At 69.0% G+C, this 16,452-nt stretch carries 17 protein-coding genes and 1 tRNA gene; 12 read left to right on the forward strand and 6 right to left on the reverse strand.

Annotation, left to right across the window (positions count from 1 at the left end):
- The 10 genes from QZV84_RS06705 to der all read left to right on the forward strand — a co-directional run.
- Nucleotides 1-1,493, forward strand: a 1,493-nt coding sequence (locus tag QZV84_RS06705; protein WP_292827219.1) for a CTP synthase, incomplete at its 5' end; no start/stop codon positions are given.
- Nucleotides 1,486-2,079: an NUDIX hydrolase gene (locus QZV84_RS06710; RefSeq protein ID WP_292827222.1), complete on the forward strand. Its 594-nt coding sequence runs from the start codon at nucleotides 1,486-1,488 to the stop codon at nucleotides 2,077-2,079. The genes QZV84_RS06705 and QZV84_RS06710, both read left to right, overlap by 8 nt.
- Before the next feature lies 1 nt (nucleotide 2,080).
- On the forward strand, nucleotides 2,081-3,004 hold the full coding sequence (gene xerD / locus QZV84_RS06715) for a site-specific tyrosine recombinase XerD (RefSeq protein WP_292827225.1): 924 nt from the start codon (nucleotides 2,081-2,083) through the stop codon (nucleotides 3,002-3,004).
- Between the two features lie 227 nt (nucleotides 3,005-3,231).
- Nucleotides 3,232-4,065 carry a ParA family protein gene (locus QZV84_RS06720; RefSeq protein WP_292827262.1) on the forward strand — a complete coding sequence of 278 codons (834 nt, stop codon included), beginning with the start codon at nucleotides 3,232-3,234 and terminating at the stop codon, nucleotides 4,063-4,065.
- Nucleotides 4,049-4,882, forward strand: a complete 834-nt coding sequence (locus QZV84_RS06725) for a ScpA family protein (RefSeq protein WP_292827228.1) — start codon at nucleotides 4,049-4,051, stop codon at nucleotides 4,880-4,882. The genes QZV84_RS06720 and QZV84_RS06725 overlap by 17 nt, the downstream gene beginning before the upstream one ends.
- A complete protein-coding gene (gene scpB / locus QZV84_RS06730) occupies nucleotides 4,872-5,459 on the forward strand; it encodes an SMC-Scp complex subunit ScpB (protein WP_292827231.1) in 588 nt (195 codons plus the stop codon). Before QZV84_RS06725 ends, scpB begins: the two co-directional genes overlap by 11 nt.
- A gap of 68 nt (nucleotides 5,460-5,527) precedes the next feature.
- Nucleotides 5,528-6,292, forward strand: coding sequence for a pseudouridine synthase (locus tag QZV84_RS06735; protein WP_292827265.1), 765 nt, complete (start codon nucleotides 5,528-5,530; stop codon nucleotides 6,290-6,292).
- Between the two features lie 57 nt (nucleotides 6,293-6,349).
- Nucleotides 6,350-7,483: a prephenate dehydrogenase gene (locus QZV84_RS06740; RefSeq protein WP_292827234.1), complete on the forward strand. Its 1,134-nt coding sequence runs from the start codon at nucleotides 6,350-6,352 to the stop codon at nucleotides 7,481-7,483.
- On the forward strand, nucleotides 7,476-8,207 hold the full coding sequence (cmk, locus tag QZV84_RS06745; protein ID WP_292827237.1) for a (d)CMP kinase: 732 nt from the start codon (nucleotides 7,476-7,478) through the stop codon (nucleotides 8,205-8,207). Before QZV84_RS06740 ends, cmk begins: the two co-directional genes overlap by 8 nt.
- Entirely contained in the window at nucleotides 8,197-9,720 is a 1,524-nt protein-coding gene (der, locus tag QZV84_RS06750) for a ribosome biogenesis GTPase Der (RefSeq protein WP_292827240.1), read from the forward strand. Before cmk ends, der begins: the two co-directional genes overlap by 11 nt.
- Here der and QZV84_RS06755 read toward each other — a convergent pair.
- Nucleotides 9,717-9,911 (reverse strand): hypothetical protein, encoded by a 195-nt coding sequence (locus QZV84_RS06755; RefSeq protein ID WP_292827243.1) that lies wholly within the window; start codon nucleotides 9,909-9,911, stop codon nucleotides 9,717-9,719. The genes der and QZV84_RS06755 overlap by 4 nt on opposite strands.
- On the opposite strand from QZV84_RS06755, the gene QZV84_RS06760 reads away from it, so the two are divergent.
- Nucleotides 9,912-10,850 (forward strand): NUDIX hydrolase, encoded by a 939-nt coding sequence (locus QZV84_RS06760; RefSeq protein WP_292827246.1) that lies wholly within the window; start codon nucleotides 9,912-9,914, stop codon nucleotides 10,848-10,850.
- On the opposite strand, the gene QZV84_RS06765 is transcribed toward QZV84_RS06760, so the two are convergent.
- Nucleotides 10,838-11,236, reverse strand: a complete 399-nt coding sequence (locus QZV84_RS06765; RefSeq protein ID WP_292827249.1) for an RNA-binding S4 domain-containing protein — start codon at nucleotides 11,234-11,236, stop codon at nucleotides 10,838-10,840. The two genes, QZV84_RS06760 and QZV84_RS06765, sit on opposite strands and share 13 nt — an antisense overlap.
- Before the next feature lie 223 nt (nucleotides 11,237-11,459).
- On the opposite strand from QZV84_RS06765, the gene QZV84_RS06770 reads away from it, so the two are divergent.
- Nucleotides 11,460-11,536: transfer RNA gene (locus QZV84_RS06770), tRNA-Pro, on the forward strand.
- An 89-nt stretch (nucleotides 11,537-11,625) separates the two neighbouring features.
- Here the strand turns inward: QZV84_RS06770 and QZV84_RS06775 are convergent.
- The 4 genes from QZV84_RS06775 to QZV84_RS06790 all read right to left on the reverse strand — a co-directional run bounded on the left by QZV84_RS06775 (nucleotide 11,626) and on the right by QZV84_RS06790 (nucleotide 16,237).
- Complete coding sequence (locus QZV84_RS06775; protein ID WP_292827252.1) at nucleotides 11,626-13,002, reverse strand: NAD-dependent succinate-semialdehyde dehydrogenase; 1,377 nt, start codon at nucleotides 13,000-13,002, stop codon at nucleotides 11,626-11,628.
- Nucleotides 13,003-13,183: 181 nt separating this feature from the next.
- Nucleotides 13,184-13,996: a vWA domain-containing protein gene (locus tag QZV84_RS06780; RefSeq protein WP_292827254.1), complete on the reverse strand. Its 813-nt coding sequence runs from the start codon at nucleotides 13,994-13,996 to the stop codon at nucleotides 13,184-13,186.
- Between the two features lie 110 nt (nucleotides 13,997-14,106).
- Nucleotides 14,107-15,120 (reverse strand): MoxR family ATPase, encoded by a 1,014-nt coding sequence (locus tag QZV84_RS06785; protein ID WP_292827257.1) that lies wholly within the window; start codon nucleotides 15,118-15,120, stop codon nucleotides 14,107-14,109.
- 1 nt (nucleotide 15,121) lies between these two features.
- The gene (locus QZV84_RS06790) at nucleotides 15,122-16,237 is read right to left on the reverse strand and encodes an NDMA-dependent alcohol dehydrogenase (RefSeq protein ID WP_292827260.1); all 1,116 of its coding nucleotides are present in this window, start codon (nucleotides 16,235-16,237) and stop codon (nucleotides 15,122-15,124) included.
- Between the last annotated feature and the right edge of the window lie 215 nt (nucleotides 16,238-16,452).

The raw sequence follows: 16,452 nt of genomic DNA on the forward strand, positions 1-16,452 counted from the left end.
AGCACGGCGAGGTCTTCGTGACCGATGACGGCGCCGAGACCGACCTCGACATCGGGCACTACGAGCGCTTCCTCGACATCGAGCTCAGCCAGGCGGCGAATGTCACCACCGGTCAGATCTACTCGCAGGTGATCGCGCGCGAGCGCCGCGGCGGGTACCTCGGCGACACCGTGCAGGTCATCCCGCACATCACCGACGAGATCAAGCGGCGCATGCGCCTGCAAGCCGACGAGACGCCCAAGCCCGACGTGATCATCACCGAGATCGGCGGCACGGTCGGCGACATCGAGTCGCAGCCCTTCCTCGAATCCGCCCGGCAGATCCGCCACGAGCTCGGCCGGCAGAACGTGTTCTTCGTGCACGTATCCCTCGTGCCTTTCATGGGCGCCTCGGGTGAGCAGAAGACCAAGCCCACGCAGCACTCGGTCGCTGCACTCCGCTCGATCGGCATCCAGCCCGACGCGCTCGTGCTGCGCAGCGACCGCCCCGTCACCGAATCGAACAAGCGCAAGATCGCCCTGATGTGCGACGTCGACGAGGACGCCGTGGTCAACGCGGTCGACGTACCCAGCATCTACGACATCCCCACGATGCTCCACGAGCAGGGGCTGGACGAGTACATCGTCCGCACGCTCGGCCTGAGCAAGGCCGCGGCGGTCGACTGGTCGCGCTGGGAGCGCGTGCTGCAGGCCGTGCACAACCCCAAGCACGAGGTGACGATCGGGCTCGTCGGCAAGTACATCGACCTGCCGGATGCCTACCTCTCGGTCACCGAGGCGCTCAAGGCCGGCGGCTTCGCGCACGAGACCCACGTGACGATCACCTGGATCCCGTCCGACCTGTGCGAGGCGCCCGAGGGTGCGGCGAAGGCGCTCGGCGGGCTTGACGGGATCGTGGTTCCCGGCGGCTTCGGCATCCGGGGCATCGAGGGCAAGCTCGGGGCGCTGAAGTTCGCCCGCGAGCAGGGCATCCCGACGCTGGGGCTGTGCCTGGGCCTGCAGTGCATGGTGATCGAGTACGCCCGGCACGTCGCCGGCATCGATGATGCCTCCTCCACCGAGTTCGACCCCGACACCACCAACCCGGTCATCGCGACGATGGCCGAGCAGGTCGCGATCATCGCCGGGGGAGACATGGGCGGCACCATGCGCCTCGGCAATTATCCCGCCGAGCTCGCCGCGGGCTCGCTCGCTCGCGAGCTGTACGGCCGGTCGCGCGTCGACGAGCGTCACCGCCACCGCTACGAGGTCAACAACGCGTACCGCGACACCCTCTCCAGCGCGGGCCTGTTCTTCTCCGGACTCTCGCCCGACCGCAACCTCGTCGAGTATGTCGAGCTGCCGCGCGAGGTGCACCCGTACTACATCGCGACGCAGGCTCACCCTGAGCTGCGGTCTCGGCCGACCGACCCGCACCCGCTGTTCCGTGGGCTCGTCGGGGCAGCTCTCGAACGTCATCGTTCCAGCGAACTGTTCGACGTCGACAATGGCTGAGTCCGCTCCCGGTGCCGGAGCGCTGCACGACGAGCCCGTCGACGCCGAGGTCCTCGGCAGCGACCTGGTCTACTCGGGCCGGGTGTGGGATGTTCGCAGCGACACCGTGCGCTACGGCGACGGTGAGATCGTGCGGCAGTACGTGGATCATCCAGGTGCGGCGGCGATCGTGGCCGTCGACGAGCAGGGCCGCGTCCTGCTGATCCAGCAGTACCGTCACCCGATCCGCCATCGCGACTGGGAGATCCCCGCGGGGCTGCTCGATGTCGCGGGGGAGTCGCCGCTCGAGACCGCCCAGCGCGAACTGATCGAAGAGGCCGATCTGACGGCCGCCCACTGGGAGCCGCTCGTCAGCATCTTCACCACACCGGGCGGCAACGACGAGATCGTGCATCTCTTCCTCGCCCGGGGACTGAGCCCGGTCGGCACCGCCCACGCGCGCGAAGCCGAAGAGGCGGACATCCGCGTCGAATGGATCCCCCTGGAGGATGCCGTCGCCGGCGTGCTGAACGGGCGGCTGCGCAACGGAATCCTGGCTGTCGGCGTGCTCGCCGCCGCGGAACGACTGCGCCGCTGCGGGCACTGACATGCAGCTCGAGCGAGCGGTGGACGCGTACCTGCGGCACATCTCCATCGAACGAGGCCTGTCCGAGCATACTGTCGCGGCCTACCGTCGCGATCTCGCCGGCTACATCGCCTGGCTCACCGAGCGCGGCATCCGGGATTCGAGCGAGGTGACCGTCGTGCTCGTCACCGCATTCGCGGCCGAGCGCGCCTCGGCCGAGCCGCCGCCGGCGGCATCGAGCCTCGCGCGCCTGCAGTCCTCCGTGCGCGGGCTGCATCGCTTCCTCGCGAGAGAAGGCATCGAGACCGACGACCCGACCGGGCGCCTGCGACCGCCGAAGGCCGCACGACGACTGCCGAAGGCGCTCACGATCGACCAGGTCGAAAGACTGCTGGATGCCGCCGGTCCCCAGGGCGGCGAACTCGAAGCGACTGAGCTGATCGGACTGCGCGATCGCGCACTGCTCGAACTGCTGTACGCGACCGGCGCGCGCGTGTCGGAGGTCGTGCAGCTGGATGTCGACGACCTCGCCCACGGCGATGTGGTGCGCGTGCGCGGCAAGGGATCGAAGGAGCGGATCATCCCGGTCGGCTCTTACGCGCGCTCGGCGATCGACGCGTACCTCACGAGATCGCGGCCCGAGCTCTCCCGGCGCGGACACGCCACACCCCGGCTGTTCCTCGGCGCGCGCGGTGCGCCACTGTCGCGGCAGAGCGCATGGCTCGTGATCCAGCATGCGGCCGCGCGCGCGAAGCTCACCGCACATGTCTCACCGCATACCCTGCGGCACTCGTTCGCGACCCACCTTCTGCAGGGTGGAGCGGATGTGCGCGTCGTTCAGGAGCTGCTCGGGCACGCGTCGGTCGCGACGACCCAGATCTACACGCACGTATCGGTCGACACGCTGCGCGACGTGTACGCGACTTCTCACCCCCGAGCACGCTGAGGCGCAGGTCACCCCCGAGCACGCTGAGGCGCAGGTCACCCCCGAGCACGCTGAGGCGCAGATCACCCTCGGGCACGCCGAGGCGCGGCGCCCGGGCCTGAGCCGGCAGGGTCGCTAGAATCGACCCAGCACGACGTGAGGTGGGAGACCGGGTGGCGAGCAGCGCGACGAAGGGCACGGCCCCGAAGAAGACGGTGCAGACGAAGTCGGCCGAGGACGGCGTGACCATCGGTCCGACCGGTCGTCCGTATCACGGCTTCCCCACGCCCCCGAAGCTCGACGGCCATGGTCCGGCACGTATCATCGCGCTGTGCAACCAGAAGGGCGGCGTCGGCAAGACCACGACGACGATCAACCTGGCTGCCGCGCTCGCCCTGTACGGGCGCAAAGTGCTCGCGGTCGACTTCGATCCGCAGGGTGCGCTGTCGGCCGGGCTCGGCATCCAGACCAACGACCTGCCGACGATCTACGACCTGCTGCTGGACACCAAGCGTGACCCGCACGAGGTGATCGTGCCGACCGCGGTCGAGGGCCTGGACATCCTCCCGGCGAACATCGACCTTTCGGCGGCTGAAGTGCACCTGGTCAACGAGGTCGCCCGCGAGACGATCCTCGCGCGCGTGCTGCGCAAGGTCGCCGCGGACTACGACGTGATTCTGATCGACTGCCAGCCCTCGCTCGGCCTGCTCACGGTGAACGCGCTGACCGCGAGCCATGGGGTGGTGATCCCACTGGAATGCGAGTTCTTCGCCCTTCGCGGCGTCGCCCTGCTGGTCGAGACGATCGACAAGGTGCGCGACCGGCTCAATCCCACGATCGAGCTCGACGGGGTGCTGGCCACGATGTACGACCCGCGGACCCTGCATTCCCGCGAAGTGCTCGAGCGCGTCGTGGAGGCGTTCGGAGACGACGTGCTCGAGACCGTGATCGGTCGCACCGTGAAGTTCCCCGATGCCTCCGTCTCGGGCATGCCCATCACGGAGTTCGCGCCCGAGCACGCGGCCGCCCAGGCGTATCTGCGGCTGGCGCGAGAGCTGGTCGCGCGTGGTGCCGTCGCCTGACGAGCCGGTCATTGAGGCATCGGCCGCCGAAGAGCCCGCGGGGTTCCGCGTCTCGCTCGGCGTCTTCGACGGGCCGTTCGATCTGCTCCTGAACCTGCTCTCCAAGCACGAACTCGACATCACCGAGGTGTCGCTGAGCCGAGTGACCCAGGAGTTCATCGCCTACCTGCACGAGCTCGATGTCGACGAGGAGATGGAGCAGGCCTCCGAGTTCCTCGTGGTCGCCGCGACCCTGCTCGACATGAAGGTCGCAGGACTCCTGCCGCAGGGCGAGCTCGTCGACGCCGAGTCGGTCGCGCTGCTCGAGGCCCGCGACCTGCTGTTCGCCCGGCTGCTGCAGTATCGCGCCTTCAAAGAGGTCTCGGGCTGGTTCGCGAGCCGCCTGCGCGCCGAGGATCTGCGTCACACACGCGCCGTGCGGCTCGACGAGAAGTATCGTCAGGCCGTGCCCGAACTGGTGTGGACTCTGACGCTCGACGATTTCGCGGCGCTGGCGATCCTCGCCATGACGCCGAAGGAGATCCCGCACGTCGGACTCGACCATCTGCATGCGCCGCTGGTCAGCATCCGTGAGCAGGCGGCGATCGTGGTGACGCTGCTGCGGGATGCCGGATCCCTCAACTTCCGGGAGCTCGTCGCCGGCGCGAACCAGCCCGGAGTCGTGGTCGCCCGCTTCCTGTCCGTGCTCGAGCTGTATCGGCACGGCGCCCTGTCGTTCGAACAGCTCGAGCCGCTGGGGGAGCTGACCCTGCGCTGGAGTGCCGAGCGGTGGTCCGATGAGAATCTTGCAAGTCTGGGAGCCGACTATGACCAATGACCCCGTGGCCGCGTCGGCGACGACCGACGTCGCGCGCAGGCTCGAGGCGATCCTGCTGATCGTCGACGAGCCGCAGAGCCTGGTGAGCCTCGCCACCGCCGTGGGCGCCCCCGTGCCCGCGGTGCGTCAGGCGATCGAAACCCTCGTCGAGGATTACGACGGCCTCGCGGGCGGACCCCGGCGCGGTTTCGAGCTACGCGAGGTGGGCGGCGGCTGGCGGCTGTACGTGCGCGAGGAGCATGACGACCTCGTCACCGAGTTCGTGAACACGCAGGCGCCCTCACGACTGTCGCAGGCCGCGCTCGAGACCCTCGCGGTGATCGCGTACAAGCAGCCCGTCACGCGGGGACAGGTCGCCTCGATCCGTGCCGTGAACGTCGACTCCGTCGTGCGGACGCTCCTGGCGCGCGGCCTGATCACCGAGGAGTTCACGGATGCCGAGACCGGTGCGATCCACTACGGCACCACCGACGCGCTCCTCGTGAACCTCGGGATCAACTCGCTCGACGAGCTCCCGCACATCTCGCCGCTGCTGGCGGACGGCGCCGACGGCTTCGACGAGGTGCTTCGCGCGTGAGTGAGCACACCAACCAGGTCCCTGAGCCTGTCGAAGGCTCACCCGCCGAGGTCCGTTCGACCGGCGGCGTGCGGCTGCAGAAGGTGCTCGCGAACGCGGGCGTCGCCTCGAGACGGGTGGCCGAGAACCTGATCGTCGGGGGCCGGGTGCGCGTGAACGGCGTCGTCGTGACCGAGCTCGGCTCGCGCGTAGATCCCGAGACCGACCTCGTCGACGTCGACGGCACCGCGATCCAGCTCGACGAGACCAGGCGGTACGTCATCGTCAACAAGCCGCGCGGCGTCGTCAGCTCGATGCGCGATGAGCGCGGCCGGCCGGACCTGCGCGAGTTCACCCAGGACTGGGGCGAACGCCTCTACAACGTCGGACGACTGGATGCCGACACGAGCGGCCTGCTCGTGCTCACGAACGACGGCGAACTCGCCCATGTGCTCGCGCACCCGTCGTTCGGGGTCACGAAGGTGTACGTCGCCAAGGTGCAGGGCAGAGTCACCGCGCAGACCATCGCGACGCTGACGCGGGGGATCGAGCTCGAGGACGGCGCCATCGCGGCCGACAAGGCGCGCCTCCTGTCCAGCTCCGCGCAGGGCGGCGGCTCGCTGATCGAGCTGACGCTGCACTCGGGGCGCAACCGCATCGTGCGACGCATGATGGCCGCGGTCGGGCATCCGGTCGTGGAGCTCGTGCGACGCCAGTTCGGCCCGCTGCACCTGGGAACCCTCCCAGTGGGGCGGGCACGCGAGTTGACTAAGGTTGAACGGGGCGCTCTGCTGACACTCGCGCGCGGCGCGACCGTAGAGCCGCCGTCTGCGAGTCGCGAACGCGATAGCTAGCCCCGCTGTTGCGGAGTTGCGCGCACCACCGCAGGCAGGACACCACCAGGAGACCGAGTGAGCGAATCGACAGGCACGCCGGCGCGTGCCGCGACTCCTCTCGCGGCGCGTGTGCAGGGCACGGTCCGCATCGTAGGCTCCGGGCTGCTCGGCTCGAGCATCGGTCACGCACTCATGGCGCGCGGGATCGATGTCGCCCTCGATGACACCTCGCCCTCTCAGCTGCGCCTCGCGATTGACTACGGCGCCGGGCGTCACCCACGCGACGACGACGATCCGTCGCTGGTCGTCGTCGCGGTGCCGCCGGATGTGACCGCCGACGTCATCCAGCGCGAACTGTCGCGGCATCCGCACTCGGTCGTCACCGACGTCGCGAGCGTCAAGCTCGAGCCGCTGCGCGATCTGCGTGCTCGCGGAGTCGACCTGACCCACTACATCGGCTCGCACCCGCTCGCCGGCCGCGAGCGTGGCGGCGCGATCTCGGCGCGCGCCGACATCTTCGTGGGGCGCCCGTGGGTCGTGTGCCGCCACGACGAGACCTCCGCCGCCGATCTCGCGCTGGTCGAAGGTCTCGCGCTCGACCTCGGTGCGACCCCGCTGGAGATGACGCCCGAAGACCATGACCGGGCGGTCGCGCTCGTCTCCCACGTTCCCCAGCTCGTGGCGAGCCTGCTCGCCGGTCGCTTCGTCGACGCGCCCGACGGCTCGCTGCGCCTCGCCGGCCAAGGGGTTCGCGACACGACGCGGATCGCGGCATCCGCCCCGGAACTGTGGGTGCAGATCCTCGGCGCCAATTCCGAACCCGTCGTCCACGTGCTCGATGCGCTGGCAGCCGACCTCACCGCGGTCTCGGCCGCGTTGCGCGCTCCGCAGGCCCCCGGTGCGCGGCGCACGATCGCCGACACGATCCGCCGCGGCAATGACGGTGTCGAGCGGCTGCCCGGCAAGCATGGGCAGAACCGCCGCTTCGAGCAGGTTGTCGTGATGGTCGATGACACCCCCGGTCAGCTCGGGCGCCTGTTCGGCGAGCTCGGCGAGCTCGAGGTGAACGTCGAAGACCTGCGCCTCGAGCATTCTCCCGGCGCCCAGTTCGGGCTTGCCGAGATCAGCGTCGTGCCGACCGCGGTGCGTCGCGCGGTCGAAGGCCTCGAGGCCCTCGGCTGGAAGATTGCGAGCACGACGAATGACTGACCCTTCACCAGGTTCGGCGGCCGACTCGCAGGCCGAGGTCCTCCTCGTCGCGATCGACGGACCGGCCGGCAGCGGCAAGTCGAGCGTCTCGAAGCAGGTCGCACGACGGCTCGGCTTCGGCTTCATCGACACCGGCGCCGCTTATCGTGCGCTCGCCTGGCATGCGCTCGATCACCGCGCCGACACATCGGACTCGGCATCCGTCCTCGACGTCGCCGGCGACTTCGACTATGCGATCTCGCTCGACCCCGACGACTACTGGGTGCATGTCGGCAACACCGACGTGACCACGGCGATCCGCGACCCGCGCGTGACGGAGGCTGTGAGCGGCGTCGCGCGCGTGCCCGCCGTGCGCCGGTGGATGAGCGCGCTGACCCGCAGGCTCGTGAGCGAGTCGGGCCGCCCCGGCGTCGTCGTCGAAGGCCGCGACATCACCACAGTCGTCGCCCCCGACGCTCCGGTGCGCATTCTGCTGACGGCGCACCCCGACATCCGCGCCGCACGCCGCAGCGCCGAGCTCGCCGGACTCGACGCCCGCGCCGTCGCGGATGCACTGCACCGCCGCGATGCCCACGATTCGACCGTGGTCGACTTCCTCACCGCAGCACCGGGCGTCGACGTCGTCGACTCATCCGACCTTGATTTCGAACAGACCGTGGATGCCGTCCTCGACGTCGTCCGCACGGTCATCCCCCTACAGGCAGGAGCGCGAGATGAGCGCTGACGACGAATATGAAGGCGGAGACGACAAGATCGCCGAAGCCATGGCCGACCTCGACGAGGAGCTTGCCGAAGCGCGCGCGGAGACGCTGCGCGCAAGCCTGTCCGATTACGAACTCGACGACGAGGATGCCGAGCTGCTCTCGGACATCACGCTCGGCGAGCACGGCGTCGAGTACTCGCCGGCGCTGCCGGTCGTCGCGATCGTGGGCCGGCCGAATGTCGGCAAGTCTGCACTTGTGAACCGCATCCTCGGCCGTCGCGAGGCGGTCGTGGAGGACACGCCCGGTGTCACGCGCGACCGTGTCACATACAAGGCGGAGTGGATGGACCGCCGTTTCACTGTGGTCGACACCGGCGGGTGGGAGCCCGATGCGCGCGGCATCGACGCCTCGGTCGCGGCCCAGGCGGAGATCGCGATCGAACTGTGCGATGTCGTGGTGTTCGTCGTCGATGCGATGGTCGGCGCGACTTCGACCGATGAGCACGTCGTCAGACTGCTGCGCAGGAGCGGCAAGCCCGTGTTCCTCGTCGCCAACAAGATCGACGACGCACGGCACGAGCCGGAGGCCGCGGCGCTGTGGAGCCTCGGACTCGGCGAGCCGTACCCGGTCTCGGCGATCCACGGCCGGGGCGTCGCGGATCTGCTCGATGAGATCATGAAGGTGCTGCCGACCGTGTCGGCGGTCGCCAAGCAGGAGATCGGAGGCCCGCGTCGCGTCGCGATCCTCGGTCGGCCGAACGTCGGCAAGTCCTCCCTCCTGAACAAGGCCGCGGGCCAGGAGCGCGTCGTCGTCGATGACCTCGCCGGCACCACGCGCGACCCCGTCGACGAGATCGTCGACCTCGGCGGGCGCCTGTGGCGGTTCGTCGACACAGCCGGCATCCGTCGTCGCGTGCATTTGCAGCAGGGCGCCGACTTCTACGCGTCGCTGCGTACGTCGGCCGCGCTCGAGAAGGCTGAAGTGGCCGTCGTGGTGCTCGATGTGAGCGAGTCGATCAGCGAGCAGGACGTGCGGATCATCGACCTCGTGCTCGAATCGGGGCGCGCCCTGGTGCTCGCGTTCAACAAGTGGGATCGGCTGAACGACGATGACCTCGCGAACGCCGACCGGCGCCGCTACCTCGAGCGCGAGATCGAGCAGGACCTCGCACACGTCGCCTGGGCGCCGCGTGTCAATATCTCGGCCCGCACTGGCCGGCACCTCGAGAAGCTCGTGCCGGCGCTGGAGACCGCGCTGGACTCGTGGGACACCCGCATCCCGACCGGCAAGTTCAACGCGTTCCTCGCCGAGCTCGTTGCGGAGCACCCGCACCCGCTGCGCGGGGGCAAGCAGCCGCGCATCCTGTTCGGCACGCAGGCCTCCACCCGCCCGCCGACATTCGTGCTGTTCACCACCGGATTCCTCGACCCGGGCTATCGCCGGTTCATCCAGCGGCGCCTGCGCGAGATCTGGGGCTTCGAGGGCAGCCCGATCGTGGTCAACATGCGGGTGCGCGAGAAGCGGACCCGCTAGCCGGCGATCGCGGACTGCGCCGGCGGGCGCACCATCGCCGTGGCATCCGGCGCGGCGAAGCCGAACTGCTCGTACAGCCCGTGCACGTCGGCGGACACGTCGGCGAGGTAGGCGAAACCCGGACCGGCGGATGCCGCGTGAGCGGTCCGATCAGTGGCCCGTGGCATGCGCACGTGTGACAGGGTGGACACGTGAGTATCGAGCCCCCTGCCTTCGGTGAGGCGCGTCGCCCCTTCGGGCCCCGCGACCCAGGCGACGCCTGGGTCATCGCTCCGTCCGGAGAGCGATATTGGGGCGCATTCGGCGCTGCCGGCCTGCTCGCACTCGACGACGGCCGTGGCGTGCTGCTGCAGCACCGGGTGTCGTGGTCGCATTACGGCGACACGTGGGCGCTCCCGGGCGGAGCGCGACATGAAGGCGAGTCGGCGCGCGATGGCGCGCTGCGGGAGGCCGCGGAAGAAGCGGGCGTGCCCCACGCCTCCGTGCGTCCCCGGCTGCTGAGCGTTCTCGAGCTCGGCTACTGGAGTTACACGACCGTCGTCGCGGATGTGACCCGGCCCTTCGAGCCGACGATCAGCGATCCCGAGAGCCGCGAGCTTGCGTGGACCGCACCCGAGGCGGTCGCCGACAAGCCCCTGCACCCGGGCTTCGCGTCATCGTGGGCTGTCCTCCGGCCGCTCCTTGAGATGCGGCCGGTCGTCGTGGTGGACGCCGCGAACGTCGTCGGCTCCGTGCCTGACGGCTGGTGGCACGACCGTCCGGGTGCGGCACGTCGGCTCATCGCTCGCATCGGTCGGCTTGCGGCCGACGGAATCCCGGCCGCTTCTCTCGATCTGCCCGAGCACACCTGGTTCCCCGAGTGGGTCGTCGTTGTCGAGGGTCAGGCTCGCGCCGCGGGAGACGAGGCCGAGGGAGTCGAGGTCGTTCGGGCTGCGGCATCCGGTGATGACGCCATCGTCACCGAGACCGAACGGCTCATCGCAGGCGGACGCACTGTGACGGTCGTGACGAGCGACCGCGAGCTTGCCCGTCGCGTGACAGATGCTTCGACTCGCCATGGCTCGCGCAGCGCACGCGCCGGTGTCGCTTCGGTGCGCGGCACACGTTGGCTGCTCGATCAGCTCCCATAGGGGTCGCTGCCATCGGCGTCGCGCCCGCGGAGCTTGTCGATGTCGCGTCTCTCGCGTTTCGTCGGGCGCCCGGCGCCGCGATCGCGCATCGGGACGAACCCGCGCTCCTCGCGTGGCAGGGGCGGAGGAGTCTTGTCTTCGACGGCGGCCGCCGCGGGAATCGCACCCACGCGCTTGGTGATCGTCTGCTTCACGACGAGGATGCGATCGAAGCCCGCGATCCTGACGCGCAATTCGTCGCCGGGTCGAACCGGCTGGGCAGCCTTCGCGCGCTCACCGTTGACTCGCACATGCCCCGCACGGCATGCGTTCGTCGCAGCGGAGCGGGTCTTGTAGACGCGCACGGCCCAGAGCCACGCGTCGACGCGAGCAGTCCCGTTCGTCACGCGGCATCGGGCGCGAAGCCCGGCAAGAGCCGATTCATGATTCTCCTCATCGAGCAAGTGGGCACCACAATCGTCGCATGACCGGCCTGCTCACCCGGACCCGGGCCAGCCGGATCACCGTCGACGTGGCGATCAGGGCGGACATGGAAGATCCGATGCCCCAGATCGTTCGCGGCGTTCGCGGCAACCGGCTAGTATTGGGGAGTTGTCCGCTCGCGGGCAGCGGGATGTGGCGCAGCTTGGTAGCGCACTTGACTGGGGGTCAAGGGGTCGCAGGTTCAAATCCTGTCATCCCGACCAAAAGGTCCCGGAAACTCAAGGGTTTCCGGGACCTTTTAGGTTGTGGGATCTGTCTTGGCTGCGGGCTCATGAATGCTCGCCCGCTGACGTCACGCGGGCTGCGGCACCCGCACCAGCTTCTTGTTGGCGAACTCGCTCATCCCGTACTTGCCGAGCTCACGACCGACGCCCGAGCGCTTCACCCCGCCGAACGGCAGCTCAGCCGAGCTCCCGGTGACCGCGTTGATCCACACCATCCCGGTCTCCAGGTCCCCGGCCAGGTCGCGAGCCAGGTCGAGGTCCTTCGTGAAGATGCTGCCGCCCAGGCCGAACGGCGAGGAATTCGCCAACTCGACCGCAGCCTGGGGCGAGGGAACACGGTACACCGTGGCAACCGGACCGAACAGCTCCTCGTCGAAGGCGCGCATCTCGGAGGTGACACCCGTCAGCACTCCAGGCGCGTAGAAAGCGCCGCCGGCCGCCGGCTGCGGTGCCGAGTGCAATTCAGCGCCCTTGCCGACCGCTTCCTTCACGATCTCGTCGAGATCCTCGGCGGCCTGCACCGAGGAGAGCGGTCCGACCATTGTGGAGGGATCAGTGGGATCACCGGTGGGAATCTGCGTCATCATCGCGATGAACTTCTGGGTGAACTCCTCATACACCGAGTCGACGACGATGAACCGCTTCGACGCGGTACAGGCCTGCCCGGCGTTCATCACCCGGCCCATGACAGCCGCCTGGACCGCAGCGTCGACGTCGGCGTCTTCGAGCACGATGAAGGGATCGGAGCCGCCGAGCTCCAGCACGTAGCGCTTCATGTGTCTTCCGGCCACCTCACCGACCGCCGAGCCAGCCTTCTCCGATCCGGTGAGTGAGACGCCCTGCACGCGCGGGTCCGCGATGACCTCCGCGACCTGACGGCTGTCGATGAACGCGTTGATGTAGGCGTCGGTGGGAATGCCGGCGTCGTGCAGCAGCTTCTCCATCGCCAGAGCCGATTGCGGGCAATTGCGCGCGTGCTTGAGGATGATCGTGTTGCCCAGAGCCAGGTTCGGGGCGGCGAATCTGGCCACCTGATAGTAGGGGAAGTTCCACGGCATGACGCCCAGGATGACGCCGATTGACTCGGTGCGGACGATGGCTTCGCCGCCCCCCACAGCGTCGAGCACCTCGTCGGCGAGGAACTTCTCCGCATTGTCTGCGTAGTACTGGAAGATCGACGCGACGAGCATCACTTCGCCTTTGGCCTGCATCGACGGCTTGCCCATCTCGAGGGTGAGCAGCTCCGCCAGTTCGTCGATGCGCTCCATGCTCAGCTGTGCGGCGCGGGCCAAAGCCGCGGTGCGCTCGGCCAACGTCGTCTGCCGCCACGATAGATACGCGGTGTGGGCCCGGTCGAGAATCGTCTCGACCTCACTGTCGCTGATGACGGGGAACTCGGCGAGTGCCTCGCCGGTCGCGGGATTGATGGTGGCGTATGCGCTCAAAACCTTGCTCCTTTGCCGGGATTGTCAGTGCTTGACCCATGGGCTCCGGCGGACAGCACCGTAAACTGCTTGGGTCGCTCACAGGCTGTCATTGAAACAGGTCGCATGTCAACGTGGCGGCACTCAGCATCCCGCGGCCGTTCGCGGCCAGCGAAATGGCCAGGCTGACTCGTCGCGTGGATCACAGCCACAAAGATGCGACGGCAGCCGGGATGCCGCTGGGTCCGGCGACCTCCGCGAACCGTCCGCCGGCGACGCGTGCCAACGATCGCGCCTGATCTCCGGATTCGTCCCCCCCCACAGGAGCCAGAACGAGCAGCTCATCGACGGCCCTGGCCGCCGGCACCGGATCATCGCCCGCGGTGGATCTTCCGTCCGACAGCAGCAGCACGATCCGACGGGTCGCCCGGGACTGCTCCAGCTGCGCGGCGGCAGCGCGCAGCGCGGCTGCGAGGTCGGTGCGTCCGTGGCCGCGCAACGAGAGCAGGTCTCCCACCACGCGCTCCACCTCGCGAGACTGGCCTTGGGCCTTGACGGTGCTCACCGCCGACCCGAAGGCGATCACGCTGTAATCGTCGGGGCTGCGGAGCGCGACGGCGGCCGCGGCGACGGCGGCCGTCGCCAGGCGCTCCCCGCCCATCGACCCGGAGCGGTCTACCACCAGGCACACCGCGGTGGCCGGCCGGGTCCAACCGGGTCCGCGCAGCTGCTCCGCGTCGGGCACGCGTCCGGCCAGCGCGGCCGGCAGGAGGGCCTCCATGCTCTCGTCGACGTCGATGTCGACGCCCGGCTGCCACCGGGTCGGCTGGATCCGGCCGACCCCGGGCCGGGGTGCCCCTCGGGGCGACGCGGCCCGCACCATGATCCGCCCCGCCAGTGCCCGCGCCAGCCGTCGCAGGCGCTCGTCGGTGGCGCCGCTCATCTCTGCGACCAGGGTGAGTGCAGCGTCCGGGTCGTGCCGCTCCAACGCGCTCAGCGCCTGCTCGTCGAGCATCCCCACTTCGGGAGAGACCTCCTGAAACCCGGGCAGTGCCTGCAGCAGATGCCGCCCGCTCGTCGCGGGCGGTGGATCGGAAGGATCGGAGCCCTGCGGGGGGCGGTTGTTCAGCGGGGCGCGAGGGGCGCCGGACGGTCGCGCCCGGTCGCCCCGGCCGCTTTTCCCGGGTCGTCCGGGCGCTCGGTCTCCGCCGGCGGGTCATATATGCGATGCCACAGTTCGGTGATGATCTCTTCGGCGCTGCGTTCGCCGCCCTCCTGCACGCGGATGCGTCCGGTCAGCGCCGCGAGGGATGCATCCAGACTGACTCCGGGGTCGTCGGGGGGCAGAGCCCGTAGGCGAGCCAATCGGTCGGCGACCAGCATCATGTCGATCGCGCCGCGCACCGAAGATCCGATCCGGATCTCGGGGTGGTCGCGGGTCGCGCGCACAAGGGCCACAGACCGGCTCGCATCCAGCGCAGGGGCACCCCCGCTCGAGGCGGGCGTGCTGCGCACGGCCCGCTCGACCACCTGCTCCTCGTCCGGCGCACTCTGGTAGTCCATCCGGATGCGGCAGGTGCGGTCATAGACGGCGGCGGAGATCCGGGCGGTACCGACCGCATCGAAAGGGTTCATCGCCGCGACCAGCGCGAACCCGGGCGCAGCGCGCACCAGTCCGAGCCGCGGGACGTGCAGCTCCGCTTCGCTCATGACGGTGATGAGGACGTTGATGGTCTCTTCCGGCACCCGGTTGAGCTCCTCCAGGTACAGGAGTCCGCCGCTGCGCATCGCCTGCAGCAGCGGCCCGTCGAGGAAGTTCTCGTCCCGGTAGCCCTCGGCGAGCACGCGGCTGGGGTCATGGCTGCCCACCAGCCGACCGGGGGTAAGTTCGGCGCTGCCCTCGACGAAAACCAGGCTGACCCCTGCGGCGGTCGCGAGGGTGCGCAACAGGGTGGACTTGCCGGTACCCGGCGGGCCTTCGAGCATCACGTGCCGCCCAGCCGCGAGAGCGGCCAGCAGCACCTCAGTTTCGGTTCGGCGTCCCACGACGGCCTTGTCGAAGGCGCCGAGAGTCGTCGGACCGAGCATCGCCGCGACCCCGACCTTCGGGGCCACGGCGATCTCGTCCTGCGGAATCACGTCAGTTGTAGATGATCACACCGCGGATGTTCTTGCCGTCGCGCATGTCCTGGTAGCCCTGGTTGATGTCCTCCAGGCTGTAGGTGCGGGTGACCAGCTCGTCCAGCTTCAGCTGACCGTTCTGGTACAGGCCCAGCAGCTTGGGGATGTCGGCGCGCGGGTTGGCCGCGCCGAACAGGGATCCCTGCAGCCGCTTCTGCGACAGCGTCAGGTCGAACAGCGACATGTTCACAGTCATGTCGGTGGCCGGGCTGATGCCGGTGACCACAGCGGTGCCGCCCTTGGTGGTGAGAGCCATGATGCCGGCCATGAGAGCACCCTCGACGACGCCCGCGGTGTAGATGACCTTGTCGGCCATTGCGCCGCGAGTGATCTGCGACACGAGAGGCATGGCCTCCTCGATGCTGGCGGCGGTGTGGGTAGCGCCCAGCGACTGGGCGTTCTCGCGCTTGAACTCAACCGGGTCGACGGCCACGATGTGCTTCGCCCCGGCGATCCGCGCGCCCTGCACCGCATTGGAACCGATTCCGCCGACGCCGACGACGACGACCGTCTCTCCAGGCTGAACGTCGGCGCTGTTGACGGCCGAACCCCAGCCGGTGGTCACGCCGCATCCGACCAGTGCCGCCAACTCCAACGGGATGTCGTCGTCGATCTTCACGGCGGAGGCTTCGTGCACCACCGTGTAAGGCGCGAACGTGCCGAGCACGCACATGAGCCGGGCGTCCTGTCCGTCGACGTGGTGACGGGCGGTGTTGTCGTTGATCTGCAGGCCGCCGAGGATGCCGGCACCGAGGTCGCAGAGGTTCTGGTGTCCCGTGGAACACATCTTGCAGCGCCCGCAGGCCGGAATGAAGCTCAGCACGACGTGGTCGCCGACCTTCAGGCTCTCCACCCCGGGCCCGACCTTCTCCACCACGCCCGCGCCCTCGTGGCCGCCGATGTACGGGTAGGCGGGGACAGGCATGTCACCGGTGACGATGTGCTCGTCGGAGTGACACAGTCCGGACGCAGCAAGCTTGATGAGCACTTCGCCGTGCTTCGGATCGTCGAGCTCGAGCTCTTCGATCTTCCAATCCTGACCTGTACCCCAGTTGACGGCAGCCTTCGTCTTCATTGCATATCTCCCTCGATACGTCGTACTCAATTGCGCGAGGAGAGCCGAATCCGGCACGGGGTCCTGCGCGCCCCTTCCCTGGCCGGGTGGGATTCCCCCACGCTAATCGCGTTGAGGTCGTTCTGCAACAGACGCACGGTGCACTTCAGAAAGTGCCAGATCAGTGCACCGGATCACCCGCGTCTCCGCGAACCCGTTCGAGCACGCGCATCGAA

This window comes from Microbacterium sp. (assembly GCF_011620715.1).
Classification (GTDB): Bacteria; Actinomycetota; Actinomycetes; order Actinomycetales; family Microbacteriaceae; genus Microbacterium.